16 protein-coding genes are annotated in these 18,748 nt (G+C 68.3%); 9 read left to right on the top strand and 7 right to left on the bottom strand.

The features are described 5' to 3' along the window. Positions 1 to 23 precede the first annotated feature (23 nt). From ACFTSF_RS07620 to ACFTSF_RS07605, 4 genes are read right to left on the bottom strand one after another with little or no spacing between them, the layout of a single operon-like run. On the bottom strand, positions 24 to 362 hold the full coding sequence (locus ACFTSF_RS07620; protein WP_380153097.1) for a non-heme iron oxygenase ferredoxin subunit: 339 nt from the start codon (positions 360 to 362) through the stop codon (positions 24 to 26). Further along, complete coding sequence (sufD, locus tag ACFTSF_RS07615; RefSeq protein WP_380153096.1) at positions 359 to 1,573, bottom strand: Fe-S cluster assembly protein SufD; 1,215 nt, start codon at positions 1,571 to 1,573, stop codon at positions 359 to 361. The genes ACFTSF_RS07620 and sufD overlap by 4 nt, the downstream gene beginning before the upstream one ends. Beyond that, on the bottom strand, positions 1,573 to 2,985 hold the full coding sequence (gene sufB, locus ACFTSF_RS07610; protein ID WP_344146800.1) for a Fe-S cluster assembly protein SufB: 1,413 nt from the start codon (positions 2,983 to 2,985) through the stop codon (positions 1,573 to 1,575). Before sufB ends, sufD begins: the two co-directional genes overlap by 1 nt. Then, positions 2,982 to 3,707, bottom strand: a complete 726-nt coding sequence (locus tag ACFTSF_RS07605) for a metalloregulator ArsR/SmtB family transcription factor (RefSeq protein ID WP_344146797.1) — start codon at positions 3,705 to 3,707, stop codon at positions 2,982 to 2,984. The genes sufB and ACFTSF_RS07605 overlap by 4 nt, the downstream gene beginning before the upstream one ends. 127 nt (positions 3,708 to 3,834) lie before the next feature. Between ACFTSF_RS07605 and ACFTSF_RS07600 the strand changes: the two genes are divergently transcribed. From ACFTSF_RS07600 to ACFTSF_RS07590, 3 genes are read left to right on the top strand one after another with little or no spacing between them, the layout of a single operon-like run. Continuing rightward, positions 3,835 to 4,557, top strand: coding sequence for an ABC transporter ATP-binding protein (locus ACFTSF_RS07600; RefSeq protein WP_380153095.1), 723 nt, complete (start codon positions 3,835 to 3,837; stop codon positions 4,555 to 4,557). After that, the gene (locus ACFTSF_RS07595; RefSeq protein WP_380153094.1) at positions 4,554 to 5,330 is read left to right on the top strand and encodes an ABC transporter permease; all 777 of its coding nucleotides are present in this window, start codon (positions 4,554 to 4,556) and stop codon (positions 5,328 to 5,330) included. Before ACFTSF_RS07600 ends, ACFTSF_RS07595 begins: the two co-directional genes overlap by 4 nt. Positions 5,331 to 5,349: 19 nt before the next feature. Next, complete coding sequence (locus ACFTSF_RS07590; RefSeq protein ID WP_380153973.1) at positions 5,350 to 6,276, top strand: heme A synthase; 927 nt, start codon at positions 5,350 to 5,352, stop codon at positions 6,274 to 6,276. On the opposite strand, the gene ACFTSF_RS07585 is transcribed toward ACFTSF_RS07590, so the two are convergent. From ACFTSF_RS07585 to ACFTSF_RS07575, 3 genes are all read right to left on the bottom strand, one after another. Beyond that, complete coding sequence (locus ACFTSF_RS07585) at positions 6,269 to 7,276, bottom strand: ScyD/ScyE family protein (RefSeq protein ID WP_380153093.1); 1,008 nt, start codon at positions 7,274 to 7,276, stop codon at positions 6,269 to 6,271. The genes ACFTSF_RS07590 and ACFTSF_RS07585 overlap by 8 nt on opposite strands. Before the next feature lie 181 nt (positions 7,277 to 7,457). Then, positions 7,458 to 7,646, bottom strand: a complete 189-nt coding sequence (locus ACFTSF_RS07580; protein WP_344146785.1) for a hypothetical protein — start codon at positions 7,644 to 7,646, stop codon at positions 7,458 to 7,460. A gap of 675 nt (positions 7,647 to 8,321) precedes the next feature. Next, a complete protein-coding gene (locus tag ACFTSF_RS07575; protein ID WP_380153092.1) occupies positions 8,322 to 9,293 on the bottom strand; it encodes a heme o synthase in 972 nt (323 codons plus the stop codon). Between the two features lie 297 nt (positions 9,294 to 9,590). On the opposite strand from ACFTSF_RS07575, the gene tkt reads away from it, so the two are divergent. Genes tkt through pgl form a run of 6 tightly spaced genes read left to right on the top strand, consistent with a single transcriptional unit; the run spans position 9,591 to position 18,039 of the window. Next, positions 9,591 to 11,681 carry a transketolase gene (gene tkt, locus ACFTSF_RS07570; protein WP_380153972.1) on the top strand — a complete coding sequence of 697 codons (2,091 nt, stop codon included), beginning with the start codon at positions 9,591 to 9,593 and terminating at the stop codon, positions 11,679 to 11,681. Between the two features lie 41 nt (positions 11,682 to 11,722). Beyond that, complete coding sequence (tal, locus tag ACFTSF_RS07565; protein ID WP_380153091.1) at positions 11,723 to 12,832, top strand: transaldolase; 1,110 nt, start codon at positions 11,723 to 11,725, stop codon at positions 12,830 to 12,832. Further along, entirely contained in the window at positions 12,829 to 14,406 is a 1,578-nt protein-coding gene (locus ACFTSF_RS07560; protein WP_344146777.1) for a glucose-6-phosphate isomerase, read from the top strand. Before tal ends, ACFTSF_RS07560 begins: the two co-directional genes overlap by 4 nt. Before the next feature lie 23 nt (positions 14,407 to 14,429). Further along, positions 14,430 to 15,980, top strand: a complete 1,551-nt coding sequence (gene zwf, locus ACFTSF_RS07555) for a glucose-6-phosphate dehydrogenase (protein WP_344146774.1) — start codon at positions 14,430 to 14,432, stop codon at positions 15,978 to 15,980. Further along, entirely contained in the window at positions 15,977 to 17,275 is a 1,299-nt protein-coding gene (locus ACFTSF_RS07550) for a glucose-6-phosphate dehydrogenase assembly protein OpcA (protein ID WP_380153090.1), read from the top strand. Before zwf ends, ACFTSF_RS07550 begins: the two co-directional genes overlap by 4 nt. Further along, complete coding sequence (gene pgl, locus ACFTSF_RS07545) at positions 17,272 to 18,039, top strand: 6-phosphogluconolactonase (RefSeq protein WP_380153089.1); 768 nt, start codon at positions 17,272 to 17,274, stop codon at positions 18,037 to 18,039. The genes ACFTSF_RS07550 and pgl overlap by 4 nt, the downstream gene beginning before the upstream one ends. Positions 18,040 to 18,748: the final 709 nt, after the last annotated feature.

Here is an 18,748-nt window from a genome sequence, read left to right as displayed (position 1 = left end):
GGTTTCTCTATCTCCGTCGTTTTCTACAGGGACTGCTGGTTCAGGGGGTTCTTCACGTCGACGAGTACGTCGGCGCCGTCCAGGCGGACCGGATAGACCGGGACCGGGTCGTACGCCGGCAGGCTGGTCGGCTCGCCGGTGCGCAGGTCGAAGCGGGATCCGTGCAGCCAGCACTCGATCTCGCATCCGCCGACGTCACCCTCGGACAGCTGGATCTGCGCGTGCGAACACTCGTCCCGCACCGCGAAGTACTGTCCTTCGCTCTTGATGACCGCGACCTCGACGCCACCGATCTCCACCGAGACGACTCCCTCGTCCGGTACGTCGGCAGCGGCGCAGGCGCGCTCGAAACTGTCGCTCACTGGCCGAGTGCTGCCTTCGCGCTTGCGCTCAGCTCCGCCGTACGGGCCAGCTTGGTTTCGATCACCTCGTGCAGGTGGTCGACGACCTCGGGGACACCGATCTTGCCGATGATGTCGTTGAAGAAGCCGGACACGACCAGCCGGCGGGCAGCGTCCTCGGGGATACCGCGCGCCTGCAGGTAGAACAGCTGCTCGTCGTCGAACCGGCCGGTCGCGGACGCGTGTCCCGCGCCTTCGATCTCGCCGGTCTCGATCTCCAGGTTCGGCACCGAGTCGGCGCGGGCGCCCTCGGTCAGGACCAGGTTGCGGTTCAGCTCGAACGTCTCGGTGCCCTCGGCCGCGGCCCGGATCAGCACGTCGCCGATCCACACCGAGCGGGCGTTGTCACCGGCCAGGGCGCCCTTGTAGAGCACGTTGCTCTTGCAGTGCGTGGCCTCGTGGTCGACGAACAGCCGGTTCTCGTGGTGCTGACCGCCCTCGGCGAAGTACACGCCGAGCAACTCGGCGTCGCCGCCCGGACCGGCGTACCGGACGTTGGTGTTGATCCGGACGACCTTGCCGCCGAGCGACACCACGACGTGGTGCAGGCGGGCGTCCCGGCCGACCAGCGCGTCGTGCTGGGCCAGGTGGACCGACTCGTGGTCGGCCTGCTGGATGCTCACGACGCGCAGCTCGGCGCCGTCGCCGACCTTGATCTCGACGTTGCTGCTCAGCTCACCGGCACCGGTGTGATCGATGATGACCTGGGCGCGGCTGTGCCGGCCGGCCTCGACGATCAGGTGCGTGTAGCCGCGGCCGCCGAGGCTCGCGACGTTCACGTGCACCGGCTCGGTCAGCTCGGCCTCGTTCGGGATGCGAACGGCCAGGGCGGACGGCGAGCGCTTCCATGCGATCGCGGACGGCCGGTCCTGCGGGGTGAGCACCTTGAGCGCGTCGGCGACGACGGTCTCGATCGCGACCTGCTCGGGGCCGGAGGCGTCGATCTTCGGCGTCTCGGTGCTCTCGGCGTCCTCGAAGAGCGACTTCAGCGCCTTCACCGGGGTGAAGCGCCACTCCTCCTCGCGCCCATTGGGCACCGGGAAGGTCTCGACGTCGTACGACGTGGGCCGTTCGCTCCGGGCCTGCAGCGGGACCGGGGACCCCGGCCCGTGCGAGTGCGCCTTATTGCCAGTGGCAACCAGAGTTTCGACTGCCTCAACTGTCGACGGCATCAGCCGACGGCCCCTTCCATCTGCAGCTCGATGAGCCGGTTGAGTTCCAGCGCGTACTCCATCGGGAGCTCGCGGGCGATCGGCTCGATGAAGCCGCGGACGATCATCGCCATCGCCTCGTCCTCGGCCATCCCCCGGCTCATCAGATAGAAGAGCTGGTCGTCGCTGACCTTGGAGACGGTCGCCTCGTGCCCCATCGCCACGTCGTCCTCGCGGACGTCGACGTACGGGTAGGTGTCGGAGCGGCTGATGGTGTCGACCAGCAGCGCGTCACAGCGCACCGTGGACTTGCTGTGGTGCGAACCCGGCGCGACCTCGACCAGACCGCGGTACGAAGTCCGGCCGCCACCGCGGGCCACCGACTTCGACACGATCGAGCTCGATGTGTACGGCGCGTTGTGCACCATCTTCGAGCCGGCGTCCTGGTGCTGACCCTCGCCCGCGAACGCGACCGACAGCGTCTCGCCCTTGGCGTGCTCACCCATCAGGTAGACGGCCGGGTACTTCATCGTCACCTTGGAACCGATGTTGCCGTCGATCCACTCCATCGTCGCGCCCTCTTCACAGGTGGCGCGCTTGGTGACCAGGTTGTAGACGTTGTTCGACCAGTTCTGGATCGTCGTGTAGCGGCAGCGGGCGCCTTTCTTCACGATGATCTCGACGACCGCGGAGTGCAGCGAGTCCGACTTGTAGATCGGCGCGGTGCAGCCCTCGACGTAGTGCACGTAGGCATCCTCGTCGACGATGATCAGGGTGCGCTCGAACTGGCCCATGTTCTCGGTGTTGATCCGGAAGTAGGCCTGCAGCGGGATATCCACCTTGACGCCCTTGGGCACGTAGATGAACGAACCGCCGGACCAGACCGCCGTGTTCAGCGCGGCGAACTTGTTGTCGCCGACCGGGATCACCGAGCCGAAGTACTCCTGGAAGAGCTCCGGGTACTCCTTCAGGCCGGTGTCGGTGTCCAGGAAGATGACACCCTGCTCCTCCAGGTCCTCACGGATCTGGTGGTAGACGACCTCGGACTCGTACTGCGCGGCGACGCCGGCGACCAGGCGCTGCTTCTCCGCCTCCGGGATACCGAGCTTGTCGTAGGTGTTCTTGATGTCCTCGGGCAGCTCTTCCCAGCTGGTCGCCTGCTTCTCGGTCGACCGGACGAAGTACTTGATGTTGTCGAAGTCGATCCCGGACAGATCGGCGCCCCACGACGGCATCGGCTTGCGGTCGAAGAGCTTCAGGCCCTTCAGCCGCAGGTCGAGCATCCACTCGGGCTCGCTCTTCAGGGACGAGATCCCACGCACCACGTCGGCGCTGATGCCGCGCTGGGCGACCGCACCGGCGGCGTCGGAGTCGGACCAGCCGTACTGGTAGTTGCCGAGGCCTTCCAGTTCGGGGTGAGCGGTTTGCGTCATCGTGCAGTCCTCGCAGATTCGCCGTCGGATACAGAGGAAACCGGGGCAGGCCCGGGGATGTGCGTCGTACAGACACCGTCGCCGTGGGCGATGGTGGCCAGCCGCTGGACGTGCCGGCCGAGCAAGGTGGCGAACACCTCGGTCTCGGCCTCACACAGCTGGGGGAACTGCTCGGCCACGTGCGCGACCGGGCAATGGTGCTGGCAGAGCTGAGCGCCGTGGCCCCGCTCGGCGGTGGACGCGGCGTACCCGTCCGCCGTCAGCGCCTGGGCCAGCGCCTCCGCCTTGTCACTCTCGGGAGCCGCGTCGACCAGCTCCCGGTACCGCTGTCCCACCTCGACGGCGCGACGGCGGGCGAACTCCGCCACCGCCTCGTCGCCGCCGGCCTCCGCGATGAAGTGCAGCGCGGTGGCCGCCAGGTCGTCGTACGCCTGGTGGAACGCGTGCCGGCCGGAGTCGGTCAGCACGAAGACCTTCGCGGGGCGGCCGCGGCCGCGCGGGCCGTAGACGCGCTCCTCGCGGGACTCGACCAGGCCCTCCTCGAGCAGGTGGTCCAGGTGCCGCCGCACGGCGGCAGGCGTCAGCTCGAGGCGCTCGGCCAGCACTGCCGCGCTGGACGGGCCGTTGGTCAGAATGGACCGGGCGACCCGGTCCCGGGTGGACTCGTCCCGCGCGCTGCCGGTGCCGGCAGGCGCCGCTCCGGATGTCGCGGAAGTTTTCACAACATCAGTGTCGCGTAATTCAGGGTGCCCTTCAAATAAGGCTGCCCTAACCGGTTCACGCCGCTCCGCTGAAGTTCAGGGGTGGGCGTGAGCGAGGTCACGTCACCGGGTTCTCTATGCTGCGGTTGTGCCAGTCGCGGTGGAGATCGACAACCTCGTCGTGCGGTACGGCGAGAAGGCCGCGGTCGACGGACTCACTCTCACCGTAACCGGCGGCACCGTCACGTCTGTGCTCGGCCCCAACGGGGCGGGCAAGACCACGACCGTGGAGAGCTGCGAGGGGTTCCGGCGACCGGATTCCGGCAGTGTCCGGGTGCTCGGGCTGGATCCGATCGCCGACCACGACGAACTGATGCCGCGGATCGGCGTGATGCTGCAGGAGGGCGGCGCCTGGTCCGGCGTCCGCGCGCTCGAGATGCTCACGTACGTCGCTTCTTTGCACACGCACCCGCTGGACCTGCCGACGCTCGTCGAGCGACTGGACCTCGGTACGTGCGGCAAGACGCCGTACCGGCGGTTGTCGGGTGGGCAGAAGCAGCGGCTGTCACTGGCGCTGGCGATTGTCGGGCGGCCGGAGATCGCGTTCCTCGACGAACCGACGACCGGGCTCGACCCGCATGGTCGCCGCGAGATCTGGCAGCTGATCCGCGACCTGCGGGATGACGGGGTGACCGTCGTACTGACGACGCATGCGATGGACGAGGCCGAGCAGCTGTCCGACCAGGTGCATGTGATGGCGGCCGGGAAGCTGATCGCCTCCGGCACGCCGGACACGCTGACTGAGCACGGCACGAAGTCGCTGGAGGACGTGTACCTCGAACTGACTGCACCGAAGCGAGAGAACTCATGACGACGTACGCGCCCCAGCCGGGCAGCGCGCCCTGGTCGCGCAAGGTGCTGGCGCACACGCGGATGGAGTTCCGGCTGCTGATTCGCAACGGTGAGCAGCTGCTGCTCGCACTGGTCATTCCGCTTGGGCTGCTGCTGTTGCTGGGCGCGACTGGGCTGGGCAACCGGCTGCCGCTCGGCGACGGCCGGCCGATCGACGACGCCGTACCGCGGGTGCTTGCCCTTGCGGTGTTGTCTTCGTCGTTCACGTCTCTGGCGATCGCTACTGGTTTTGAGCGCCGGTACGGCGTGATCAAGCGGCTGGGGGCGTCTCCGCTCTCACGCGGCGGACTGCTTGCCGGGAAGATCGGTGCGGTGCTGATCGTGCAGGTGATCCAGTTCGCCGTACTGATCGGGACCGGGTTCGCGCTGGGCTGGAAGCCGGTTGGGGGCGCTCAGGCGGTGGTTGGCGTCGTACTGACTGTTCTGTGCGGTACGGCGGCGTTCGCGTCGCTCGGTCTGTTGATGGCCGGCGTGCTGCGGGCCGAGGCGACGCTGGCGGCCGCGAACCTCCTCTATCTGTTGCTGCTCGCTGGCGGCGCGGTGATGACGCCGGTCGACGAGTATCCGGAGGCCATGCAGGGCGTGGTCCGGCTGCTGCCGAGTGCGGCGCTGGCGAGCGGTCTGTCGAACTCGACGGTCGAAGGGATCATCCCCTGGGCCGCCGCGTTGTCACTCGCGTTATGGGCCGGAGTCCTGGGCTACCTGGTCTCCCGAACCTTCCGATGGGACTGACCTTTAGAGTGTGCCGGTGATGACGACCGATCTTCCGCCCGAACAGACTGAACCAGTCGGCCGGTTCTGGCGCCTGGTGCCCGAGCCGAGCCTGGACGCGGTCCGGCGCTGGGGCTGGGCTTCGGTGATCGTCAACATCGGCATCGTGGTCACCGGCGGTCTCGTCCGGCTGACCGGCTCCGGACTCGGCTGCCCGACCTGGCCGTCGTGCACGGACTCGTCGTACGTGCCGCATGCCGCGCTCGGGATGCACGGCGCGATCGAGTTCGGCAACCGGATGCTGGGGTTCGTGGTGGCGATCGTTGCGATCGGCACCTGGCTCGCGGTGATGCGCTACCGGCCGATTCGCCGGGATCTGCGGAGACTGACGACGGCGGCGGCGCTCGGCGTACCGCTGCAGGCTGTTATCGGCGGTGTGAGTGTCCTCACGGGTCTGAACCCGTGGATCGTGTCGGCGCACTTCCTGGTCTCGCCGGTCATCATCACGCTGACCGTGTCGATGATGCGCCGGTCGCGAACCAGTCCTTACCCGCACACTCCCCCGGTCGTCCGGGCGCTCGCCACGGCATCCGTGGTGGCCGTCTGGCTGGCCGTTGCCGTCGGCACCCTCGTCACCGGCGCCGGGCCGCACTCAGGCGACCCGGACACCGGCCGGAACGGGTTCGACGAGGAGCTGATCAGCCAGCTCCACGCCGACGTGGTCTTCGGGCTGCTCGGCATCACGATCGCTCTCGTGATCGCTACCCGCGTGACGGCGACCTCACGCACCCTGCGCAAGCTCGCATCCTGGCTTCTCGCTGCCGAGCTACTCCAGGGCGTGGTGGGCTTCACGCAGTACTTCACCCACCTGCCCTGGGTGCTCGTCCTCATTCACATGTTCTTCGCGGCGCTACTGATCGCGCTCGTCACAGCTGTGTACGGCGAACGCGGTACGCCGGCTACTTAACCCTGTAGACCGCCCCTGGCCCGAAGACCGGCGACGACACGAAGAGCTGGCCCCAGCGGTTGTAGGCGACGCCGCCCGGCAGGTTGAGCTTGCCGCGGGCAAGTTCCTTCCGGTGTCCCCACTTGTCCTGCACGATGAGCGACCCGATCGGCGAACCACCCATCTCGAACTTCAGCCAACTGTCGCGAGCCAACTGCACCACGGCGAGCTTCCCGTGCGGCCCACCGGCGAGATCCACGATCGACGTGTACCCATCGGCGTACCGCTTGCAGTTGCCCTTCCACGGCTTCACCGGGTCACACACCGCGTTCACCGAGCCAGGCTTGATCCGCCAGATCTGCGACGTCCCCTTGGTAGCCGGGAAGCCGCGGAGCTCACCGACGTACCAGTAGCCATCCGACCCGACGGTCACCGAGGTCGCTACCGCCTCGCTCGGCATCTTCGTCCCAGCCGGCGGCGCGTCCGGTCCGAGACCGGCCGGCACCTTCACGACTCGCGGCTTCAACCGCGCCACGGTCTTGATCTTCCCATTCGGCCACACCCGCAACAGGTCGTTGCCCGCAGCATCCGCCACGAGAACCGTGCCGTCCTTCAAAGCCGCCACCCCGAACGGGTTCGACTCGGTCGGCGGATCGGCCAGGTTGTACGGATCCGGGTCCTTGGCCTGGTACTTCGCGATATTCGCCACCACGACCGGCGACTTCCCCGGCCGCAACCGGAACAAGCTCGCCCCACCTGGCGGGATCGGCTGCCCCGGCTCACCACCCGCGCTGGTCAGCGCATACGTCGTACCCCACCTGTTGGTGTCCACCGCCGGCGGGAACCCGCCCGGCACCTGCCCCAACTTCCACGTCTTGTGACCATCGGTCGCATACACCGAACCGTCCGTGACGCCGTAGATCACCTTGTGCCCATACGTCGCCACACCCCGTGGACCATTCAAATTCGTTGCCACAGGCTTCAGTACCCCGCCCGCCTCAGCCGGCCCCGCCACCAGCATCGACCCAGCCAACGCAAGCGCCGCAATCGCGGCTATTCGTGTTCGTGCCCCCACTGTGTTACCCCCTGAGATCTGTGTCTCCCCAGACGCGGAGCCCCTCCACAGACCCCAACATCGCAACACCACACCTGGCAGGGGTCAAGGCCCACAAGGGCATAACTCTGCGCCGCCGCCTGCCGACTCAGACGCGATTCACCTCAGTCGGACTGCAATCCGCCGTCCGCAACGGCTCGTTGGTGATGTGCACGCCCGGGAAGCGGCGGCGCATCGCGGCCTCATGGCGGTCAGCGGAAGCCGGCTCTCCGATGAAGTCCGCAAGCACATGCGGACCGAACCACAGCCGCACCCGTCGGCGAGGTAGGAAACTCACGCGCCGGACGCTATCGCCCGCAGTTGTCAGCAGTGTTACTCCGCGTTACACCCCGAAGTCACCACCAATCCTCACCTTCAGCCTGACCCGACGCCTCACCTCGATCGCGGACCTGCCCCACTCACTAACCCCCGCCCAAGCCCTCCCCGAACAATCCGCTGAGCGTGAACCACGCAACCGCCCCCAAGTTAGTGAGTGGGGGCGGTCCGCCCCACGCGATTGCCCCCTCGCTCCGGGCACGCGCGCTCCTACGTCGCGTGCTCCCGCCCGTGCGCCCCACCCACCCGTTCACGCGGCTACCGCCGCTTCCTCTCAAACACAGTTCGCCCAGCCGTTCATTCGCAAGCAGCCGCCGCTCCAGCCCGCTCCTGCGTCGCGTGCACTGCGGCTAGCTGACAGGTGATTGCGGGGAGGGGTGGCGTCGGCGAGCCTGATCAACGGGGCTGAGGTGGACACCCGCCTGGCTGGCCTGGTGGACCGCCATCACCCAATAACTCGCCGCATGTCGGCGGCACCACGCTCACCTGCTCACGCGTGGGCGCGGAGAACACCGGTTGGTGGGTGATGCGCGTCCGCCGGACCACAGTTCGCACGCCGATCACCTGTCGGCGGAACCACCTGGGGCCGCCGCGCCGGAGGCGCCAAGAGATCTGTCGCCGCCGGAGGCGGTGTCCTTTAGCGCAGGAGCGGGTCGATGGCGGCGGCGATGAAGAGGAGGGCTAGGTAGATGTTGGAGAAGTGGAACAGGCGCATGGGGCGGAGGGCTGCTCCGTCGGCGCCGGTGTGGGCTCGGCGGAGGAGGTTGCGGGCTTCGCGGAGGAAGACGACGCCCAAGACCACGGCGGCTGCGGGGTAGACGAAGCCGGTGTCGGCTACGGGCCAGAGGGCGATGGAGGTGAGGACCATCACTACCGAGTAGGCCATGATCTGGCGGGCGGTCTGGACCGGGGTGGCGACAACCGGGAGCATCGGGACGTCTACCGAGGCGTAGTCCTCGCGGTACCGCATGGCGAGGGACCAGGTGTGGGGCGGCGTCCAGAAGAAGACGACGCCGAACAGGACGATGGGGGTCCACGCCAGCGAGTTGGTGACTGCGGTCCAGCCGATCAGGGTCGGGAAGCAGCCCGCGATACCGCCCCAGACGATGTTTTGCACAGTCCGGCGCTTCAGGATCATCGTGTAGCCGAAGACGTAGAACAGGTTCGCGACCAGGGCGAGGATCGACGAGAGCCAGTTCACGAAGAAGCCGAGCTCCAGCGTGGCCAGCACACCGAGCACCACACCGAAGATGGTCGCCGAGCGGGGGCTGACCGCGTGCCGCGGCAACGGCCGGCGGCGGGTGCGGCGCATCTGCTCGTCGATGTCGCGGTCGAGCACGCAGTTGATCGTGTTCGCGCTGCCGGAGGCGAGGATGCCGCCGACCAGGGTGGCGGCGACGACGCCCAGGCCGGGGACTCCCCCGGCGGCCAGGAACATCACCGGCACGGTGGTGATCAGCAGCAGCTCGATGATGCGTGGCTTGGTCAGCCCGACGTACGCCTTCACCACGTCGCGCACCGACGGAGACACCACAGAAGATGGATCCGGCAGCGGCGTCGGGTACGACGTCGTCGCGGCTGGACGCGGGTCGACGGCCGTCACGAACACCTCGAACTCAGAAGGTTGACGCCGGGGTACCGGCGCTGACGGTTCGACAGTCTACGACGCCCCGTAGGAGGGCCCGACCACCCCCCTGGGTGTGTCCGGGAACAACGACGTTCACGTCCGAGTTGCTCATCTGTGAGACGCCTGAAACGTGCTGGCGAGTAGGCTCCTGACCGAGAACCAGCACCTGTGGTGACAGCCATCGAGAGGAGCGCCGCCGGCGTGACGGAGAAGACCAGCCCCAAGCTTGAATGGACCGAGCTCGACCAGCGTGCGGTTGACACCGTGCGGGTCCTCGCGATGGACGCCGTGGAGAAGGTCGGCAACGGCCACCCCGGTACGGCGATGAGCCTGGCGCCGGCGGCGTATCTGCTGTTCCAGAAGGTGATGCGGCACAATCCCGCGGATCCGCACTGGGCCGGTCGCGACCGCTTCGTCCTGTCCGCCGGACACTCGAGCCTGACCCTGTACATCCAGCTCTACCTCGCCGGTTTCGGCCTCGAGCTCGACGACCTGAAGGCCCTGCGCACCTGGGGCAGCAAGACCCCGGGCCACCCGGAGTACCGGCACACCCCCGGCGTCGAGACGACCACCGGCCCGCTCGGCCAGGGTGTCGGCAACGCGGTCGGGATGGCGATGGCGGCCCGCCGCGAGCGCGGTCTGTTCGACCGCGAGAGCGCGAAGGGCGAGAGCCTGTTCGACCACCACATCTACGTGATCGCGTCCGACGGTGACCTGGAGGAGGGCGTCTCGTCCGAGGCGTCGTCGCTGGCCGGTCACCAGCAGCTCGGCAACCTGACGGTGATCTGGGACGACAACAAGATCTCCATCGAGGACGACACGAACATCGCGTTCTCCGAGGACGTCGCGGCCCGCTACGCGGCGTACGGCTGGGATGTCCGCACGGTCGACTGGACCAACGGCGGCACCGGGTACGACGAGGACGTCCAGGCCCTGTACGACGCGATCGAGGCCGGTAACGCGGTCACCGACAAGCCGAGCTTCATCCAGCTGCGCACGATCATCGGCTGGCCGTCTGCCACCAAGAAGGGCACCGGCAAGGTGCACGGCAACGCCCTCGGCGCCGAAGAGGTCGCGGCCACCAAGGAGATCCTCGGCTGGGACCCGGAGCAGAACTTCCAGGTCGCCGACGAGGTCATCGCGCACACCCGTCAGGCCGTCGAGCGCGGCCAGGCCCTCGAGGACGTCTGGAACGCCGAGTTCGAGAAGTGGAAGGCTGCGTCCCCGGAGCAGGCCGTGCTGTTCGACCGGTTGAGCCGGCGTGAGCTTCCGGCCGGCTGGAAGGACGCCCTGCCGAGCTGGGACGCCGACGCCAAGGGTGTCGCGACCCGCGCCGCCTCCGGTGAGGTCCTGTCCAAGCTCGCACCTGAGCTCCCTGAGCTGTGGGGCGGCTCGGCCGACCTGGCCGGTTCGAACAACACGACCCCGAAGGGTCAGCCGTCGTTCATCCCCGCGGTGCACTCGACCGAAGCCTTCCAGGGCGACGAGTACGGCCGCGTCCTGCACTTCGGCATCCGCGAGCACGGTATGGGCGCGATCCTGAACGGGATCGCCCAGCACGGCGGCACCCGCCCGTACGGCGGCACCTTCCTGGTCTTCTCGGACTACATGCGACCGTCCGTCCGCCTGGCTGCGCTGATGAAGCTGCCGGTCACCTACGTCTGGACGCACGACTCCATCGGTCTCGGCGAGGACGGCCCGACGCACCAGCCGATCGAGCACCTGTCGGCGCTGCGCGCGATCCCGGGCCTGGATGTCGTCCGCCCCGGTGACGCCAACGAGACGGCCGCCGCCTGGGAGGCAGTCCTCGAGCACACCGACCGCCCGGCGGCCCTCGCGCTGACCCGGCAGAACGTGCCGACGTTCCCGCGCGGTACCGACGGCTACGCCACCACGGAGAACGTCAAGAAGGGCGCCTACACGCTCCTCGACACCGAGGGCACGCCGGACGTCGTACTGATCGGCACCGGCTCCGAGCTGCAGATCGCCGTCGAGGCCCGCACCAAGCTGGCCGAGGAGGGCATCAACGCCCGGGTCGTGTCGATGCCGTCGCGCGAGTGGTTCGACGAGCAGGACGACGCCTACCGCGAGACTGTCATCCCGGCCGACGTACGGGCCCGCGTCTCGGTCGAGGCCGGGATCGCGCAGAGCTGGCACGCCGTCGTCGGCGACGCCGGCCGCAGCGTCAGCATCGAGCACTACGGCGCATCCGCCGCCTACCAGACCCTGTACGACGAGTTCGGCATCACGACCGAGGCTGTCGTCCAGGCGGCCAAGGACAGCATCGCGACGGCGGCCGGTATCTCCGGTCCCGGCGTACCGACGAAGCGTGCCTCGTCCGGCCCGGTCGGTCCGGCCGACGCCAACTGAACTCACCTCACAACAGAAGATTCCGGAAGAAGGCATCGGACATGAACGATCGCTTGAAAGCACTCGCCGACGCGGGTGTCTCCATCTGGCTCGACGACCTGTCCCGTGAGCGGCTGAACAGCGGCAGCCTGCGGGCCCTGATCGAGGACAAGCACGTCGTCGGTGTGACGACGAACCCGACCATCTTCGCCAAGGCCATCTCGGACGCCGATGCGTACGCCGAGACTGTCGGCAAGCTCGCCGCCCAGGGCGTCTCGACCGACGAGGCGATCCGGGTGATCACCACCAGCGACGTGCGTGACGCGGCCGACCTGTTCAAGCCGATCTACGACGACACCGACGGCCAGGACGGCCGGGTCTCGATCGAGGTCGAGCCGGGTCTGGCGCGCGACACCGCGGGCACGATCGAGCAGGCCAAGCTGCTGTGGGAGATCGTCGGCCGCGAGAACGTGTTCGTGAAGATCCCCGCCACCAAGGAGGGCTTGCCTGCGATCACCGCGACGCTGGCCGCCGGCATCAGCGTGAACGTGACGCTGATCTTCTCCCTCGAGCGCTACAAGGCCGTCGCGGACGCGTTCCTGTCCGGCCTCGAGCAGGCGATCGAGAACGGTCACGACGTGACCAAGCTGGCCAGCGTGGCGTCGTTCTTCGTCAGCCGCGTCGACACCGAGATCGACAAGCGGCTCGACGCGATCGGCACCGACGAGGCCAAGGCCCTCAAGGGCAAGGCCGCGGTCGCGAACGCGCGGCTCGCTTTCGAGGCGTACGAGGAGATCTTCTCCAGCGACCGCTGGCGCGAGATCGAGACCGCCGGCGCCAAGCCGCAGCGTCCGCTGTGGGCGTCGACCGGCGTCAAGGACCCGGCGTACTCCCCCACCCTGTACGTCGACAACCTGGTCACCAACGGTGTCGTCAACACGATGCCCGAGGCAACCATCAAGGCGGTCGAGCAGCACAGCGAGGTCACCGGTGACACGGTGCGCGGCGACTACGCGGGCGACCGCAAGGTGATCGACGACCTGGAGAAGCTGGGTATCTCGTACGACGAGGTCGTGCAGATCCTCGAGGACGAGGGGGTCGCGAAGTTCGACGCATCCTGGTCGGAGCTGCAGGACACCGTCACCGCAGCGCTGAAGGGTGCGGCCAAGTGACTGGTGTAACGACTCACAACGGCGACTGGACCGAGGTCGTCAACAAACTCGTCGAGGACAAGATCGCCTCCCGGATCGCCGCGAAGGACGCGACGATCTGGGGTCCGGACGCCGAGTCCGAGGCCTCGATCCGGCTCGGCTGGGTGGACCTCCACGAGACCTCGCGGCCCCTGCTGGTCGAGATCGAGGCCCTGCAGGCCGCGTTGCGGGCCGAGGGCATCGACCGCGTCGTACTCTCCGGCATGGGCGGCTCGTCGCTGGCCCCTGAGGTCATCACCCGTACGGCGGGGGTCGACCTCGTCGTCCTGGATTCGACCGACCCGAGTGTGGTCGCTCGGGCGCTGGCCGGTGACCTGTCGAAGACGGTCGTCGTCGTGTCCAGCAAGTCCGGCGGCACGGTCGAGACCGACAGCCACCGCCGTACGTTCGTGAAGGCCTTCACCGATGCCGGGATCGACGCGGCGTCGCGGATCGTGGTCGTCACGGACCCGGGTTCGCCGTTCGAGAAGCTGTCGGCCGACGAGGGCTACCGCAAGACGTTCCTCGCCGATCCGAATGTCGGTGGTCGCTACAGCGCGCTGACCGCGTTCGGCCTGGTGCCGTCCGGTCTCGCCGGTGCGGACATCGCCGAGCTGCTGGAGCAGGCCGCCGAGGCTGCGCCTTCTCTGCAGGCTGACTCCACGGACAACCCGGCCCTGTGGCTGGGTGCGGTGCTCGCCGCGTCCGAGGGTCGCGACAAGGCGATCATCACGGCCGACGGATCCGACATCGTCGGCTTCCCGGACTGGGCCGAGCAGTTGATTGCCGAGAGCACCGGCAAGCTCGGGACCGGCGTACTGCCGGTTGCTGTTGAGCTTGGCGCTCCGGAGCTGACCAGCGAGGCGGCCGACCTGACCAACGCGTTGCTGGCCGGCAAGCCGACCAGCGGCGTACCGACTGCTCTCACGTCGGGTTCGCTCGGCGGGCAGTTCCTGCTCTGGGAGGTCGCGACGGCGGTGGCCGGCTACCTGCTGGGCATCGACCCGTTCGACCAGCCGGATGTCGAGAGCGCGAAGAAGGCCGCTCGCGGTCTGCTCGACGCGCAGCCGGAGCCGGAGGAGGCCGCCTTCACCGACGGTGTCGTCGAGGTGCGCGGTTCCGAGGGTCTGCTCGACGGTGTCGACTCGCTGCAGGGCGCGGTCGACGCGCTGCTGGGTCAGCTCGACGAGGTCGGGTACGTCGCCGTCATGGCCTACCTGGATTCCGAGCGGGACGCTTCGCTCATCGGCGTTCGGCCGGCGATCGCCGGGAAGACCGGTCGCCCGGTCACCTTCGGGTGGGGACCGCGGTTCCTGCACTCGACCGGCCAGTACCACAAGGGTGGTCACCCCGAAGGCGTGTTCCTGCAGATCACGGCGGCGCACCCGGCCGACGTGGAGATCCCGGATCGCCCCTTCACCTTCGGTACGTTGATCTCGGCTCAGGCGGCCGGTGACGCGAACGTCCTCGCCGAGCGCGGCCGGCCGGTGCTGCGGCTCCACCTCACCGATCCGGCGAGCGGCGTACAGCAACTTCTTTCTCTGTTCACGAAGTAAGCAACTCAGGAGGCTTGCGGCTGATGACCGCTGAGCTCGACGAAGGGCCGGTCGGCCCGGTGAACCCGCTGCGCGACCCGCAGGATCGGCGGCTGCCGCGGATCGCCGGGCCGTGCAGCCTGGTGATCTTCGGTGTCACCGGCGACCTGGCCCGCAAGAAGCTGATGCCGGCGGTCTACGACCTCGCGAACCGCGGGCTCCTGCCCCCGGGTTTCGCGCTGGTCGGGTTCGCCCGGCGCGACTTCACCAACCAGGACTTCGCGCAGATCGTGCACGACTCGGTGAAGGAGCACGCGCGGACGCCGTTCCGCGAGGAGGTCTGGCAGCAGCTTGCCGAGGGCTTCCGCTTCGTGCCCGGTGATCTCACCGACGACGAGGCGTTCAAGCGGCTGCGCGAGACCGTGGACGAGCTGGACATCAGCCGTGGGACGGGTGGCAACCACGCGTTCTACCTGTCGATCCCGCCGGGCCTGTTCCCGCAGGTCGTGCAGCAGTTGTCCGAGCACGGCCTGACCGAGGAGAAGCCGGGTTCCTGGCGCCGGGTGGTCATCGAGAAGCCGTTCGGCCACGACCTGCAGAGTGCTCGTGAGCTGAACCGTGTGGTCGAGTCGGTCTTCCCGCCCGAGGCGGTCTTCCGGATCGACCACTACCTGGGCAAGGAAACCGTCCAGAACATGCTGGCCCTCCGGTTCGCGAACGCGATGTTCGAGCCGGTGTGGAACAGCCACTACGTCGACCACGTGCAGATCACGATGGCCGAGGACATCGGCATCGGCGGCCGGGCCGGGTACTACGACGGTATCGGCGCCGCCCGCGACGTCATCCAGAACCACCTCCTCCAGCTGCTCGCACTGGTCGCGATGGAGGAGCCGGTCAGCTTCGACGCGTGGTCGCTGCGGCAGGAGAAGAAGAAGGTGCTCGCGGCGGTCACGCTGCCCGATCGCCTCGACCTGCACACCGCCCGCGGTCAGTACGCGGCCGGCTGGGCCGGTGGTTCGAAGGTCAAGGGATACCTCCAAGAGGACGGCATCCCGGCGCACTCCGCGACCGAGACCTTCGCCGCGATGCGGGTCGACGTGGACACCCGGCGCTGGGCCGGCGTCCCGTTCTACCTGCGCACCGGCAAGCGCCTCGGGCGGCGCGTGACCGAGGTCGCGGTGATGTTCAAGCGCGCCCCGCACCTGCCGTTCACCAAGACCGAAACCGAGGAACTGGGGCAGAACGCCCTGGTCCTGCGGATCCAGCCCGACGAAGGCATCACGATGCGCTTCGGCGCCAAGGTGCCCGGTACGTCGATGGAGATCCGCGACGTCAACATGGACTTCCAGTACGGCGGTTCGTTCACCGAGTCGTCGCCCGAAGCGTACGAGCGGCTGATCCTCGACGTACTGCTCGGTGATCCGCCGTTGTTCCCGCAGCACACCGAGGTCGAACTGGGCTGGAAGATCCTCGACCCGGTGATCAACTACTGGGCCTCGCACGGAACGCCCGAGCAGTACGCGTCCGGCGACTGGGGACCCGATTCTGCGCACGAGATGCTCGCCCGCGACGGACGCGCTTGGAGAAGGCCATGATCATCGACCTCACCGGCACGACGTCGAGCGAGATCGCGTCCGCGCTGCTGAAGGCCCGCCGCAGCGCGGGCTCACCGGCCATGGGCATGGTCGGCACCATCGTGGTCGTCGTCGACGAGGCGTCACACCATGACGCGATGAAGGCCGCGAACGAAGCCGGTCGTGAGCACCCCTCCCGCGTTCTGGTCGCGATCCTGCGGCCGGGGCGCGGGGCTGCCGGGCTGGATGCTGAGGTCCGGGTCGGCGAAGGCATTCCGGGTGAGGCCGTGCTGCTGCGGCTGCACGGTGAGCTGGCCCGAGTTCCCGAGTCGGTCATCACGCCGCTGCTGCTGCCGGACTCCCCCGTCATCGTCTGGTGGCCGGGTGGCGGACCGAAGGTCCCGGCCGAGGACCCGCTGGGTCGGCTCGCCCGCCGTCGCGTCACCGACGCTGCCGCGGGTCGGCGTGCTTCCGTTGATTTCACCGCGCGCGCCGAGGGCTATGCGCCTGGCGACACCGACTTCGCCTGGACCCGGCTCACGCCGTGGCGCGCGCTGATGGCGGCGGCGCTGGATCAGTACCCGACGAAGGTGCTGGCCGCCGAGGTCGTGTCAGCCAAGGGCAACCCCTCGGCCGACCTGATGGCCGCCTGGCTGCAATGCCGGCTGGGCGTCCCGGTCGAACACAAGAACTCGCGCGGGCCGGGCATCACCGCCGTACGGATGTTCACGTCGTCGGGGCCCATTGCGTTGACGCGCCCGGACGGTTCGGTCGCGACGTTCACGATCCCCGGTGCGCCGGATCGGCCGGTCGCACTCAAGCGCCGTACGCCGTCTGAGCTGTTGAGCGAGGAGTTGCGCCGCCTCGACCCGGACGACGTGTACGCGAAAACACTCGCCTGCATGGTCGAACGCGAAAACATGCCAGCCTCCGCCAAGAAGGTCACCGAAGCCGACCGCCGCTCCACCCAAGCCGCCGTAAGCCGAGCTGCCGCGAAGACCGCTGCGGTCGGCGGCAAGGCCGCATCGGCCGAGCTCGAGGCACACGCCGCCGGCAAGAAGGCAACCCCCGCGAAGAAAGCAGCCGCGTCGAAGAACGCTGCGGCTAAGAAGCCTGCCGCCAAGAAGACGACGTCGAAGCGCACGGCGAAGTCGTCAGCTGCGCGTGCGAGTGCTACTCGCTCGACGGCCGCCCGCTCGACGGCGAAGAAGGCAACCGCGAAGAAGGCGGCCGCGGGCCAGAAGACGGCGTCCGGCGCGTACAAGAAGGCTGTCGCGAAGAAGCCGGCCAGCAAGCGTGTGGCGGGGCGGTCATGAGCGGGCCGGAGCGGGTGATTGACCCCGAGCTGCTGATTCACCGGGACGCGACTGCGTTGGCTCATGCGGTGGCGGCTCGGTTTGTTACAGCGCTGGTCGATGCCCAGAGCAACGGTCGGGTGGCTCAAGTGGTGCTCACCGGCGGGCGGGTCGCGGCTGCAATTTACCGCGCGGTGGCCGAGTCACCTGCCAGTGCGACGATCGACTGGCAGCGGGTTGAGTTCTGGTGGGGCGACGAGCGCTTCCTGCCGCCCGGCGACCCCGAGCGGAACGAAACCCAGGCGCGCGACGCGCTCCTGAACCACGTCAACTTCGACCCAGCCCGCGTGCACCCGATGCCCGCCGACACCGGTCAGACCCCCGAAGTTGCCGCCGAGGTCTACGCAACCGAACTCGCCGCCACCATCTCAGCCCTCAGCGACGTCAAAGGCCGCGCAGTACCGGCCTTCGACGTACTGATGCTAGGTGTCGGCCCCGACGGTCACGTCGCCTCACTCTTCCCCGGCTACCCCCAGCTAGAGGTCGTCGACGTCACCACCATCGCCGTCCACGACTCCCCCAAACCGCCGCCGACCCGCATCTCACTCACCGTCCCGGCGCTCAACCGCTCCCGCGAGGTCTGGTTCGTAGTCTCCGGCGAGGACAAAGCCGAAGCAGTAGCCGAAGCCCTCAAGGAAACCAGCACCCTCCCCGCCTCAGCCCCCAAAGGCCGCAACCGCACCCTCTGGCTCCTAGACGAACAAGCCGCCTCCCAAATCCAGTAACTCCCGCCACCACAACCTCCGAAGCCCCGCAGCCCCCGTCCCCGCATCATCGGACGTCAGCCGCGGAGATCGCGTCGGTCGGTAACTTTGGTGCGCTATACGCGAAAACGTACCGCCCAACGCACCACCCCACGGCACACACGCCGACGCGCAACACGCTTAGGCGAGGCCCGGGGTGGTGAGGCGCGGCGCGGTTGGCGAGGCGTCGGGTGGGTTGGCGCGGCACGGTTTGGTGAGGCGCGGGGTGGGGTCAGGTGCAAGCAGGCCTCTCTCCCGCACGGCAACCACAGCCCGGTAACCACAGGCGGCGTGGAACCGCGGTCACCGAACCTCGCCATCCGCCTCAGCCACCGCGGCGCCCAGCCACCCTGTCTTTCTAGTCGGCCGGAAGCGGCGATCAGCCACCGCGGACGTCCCCGGCCGAGTCCTTTCGGACCTGTACCCCGGACTCGACCACCAAAGGCGGCCGACAAAGCAAGAGGGCGGGCCACGTGGGTGGCTGGGCCGGTTGGCGAGGCCCGGCGACCGCGGCTGCGCGTCGTCTGGGGCTGACGGGCTGTGGCTGAGGCGAGTGATGCTCGAGTCTTGCGTTAGTCGGAGGATTTTCGGGTCCAGGAGCCTGTTGCGGAATGGGTGTGGCGGTGGTGGTCGGGGTGGGTGGGTTGGTTGAGGATTGGGTGGTGGCGAATGGGTATCGGCGGGTTGATCG

The organism is Kribbella sp. NPDC056951 (genome assembly GCF_042674205.1).
GTDB classification, from domain to species: domain Bacteria; phylum Actinomycetota; class Actinomycetes; order Propionibacteriales; family Kribbellaceae; genus Kribbella; species Kribbella yunnanensis.
This window is presented reverse-complemented; position numbering and strand designations above follow the sequence as displayed.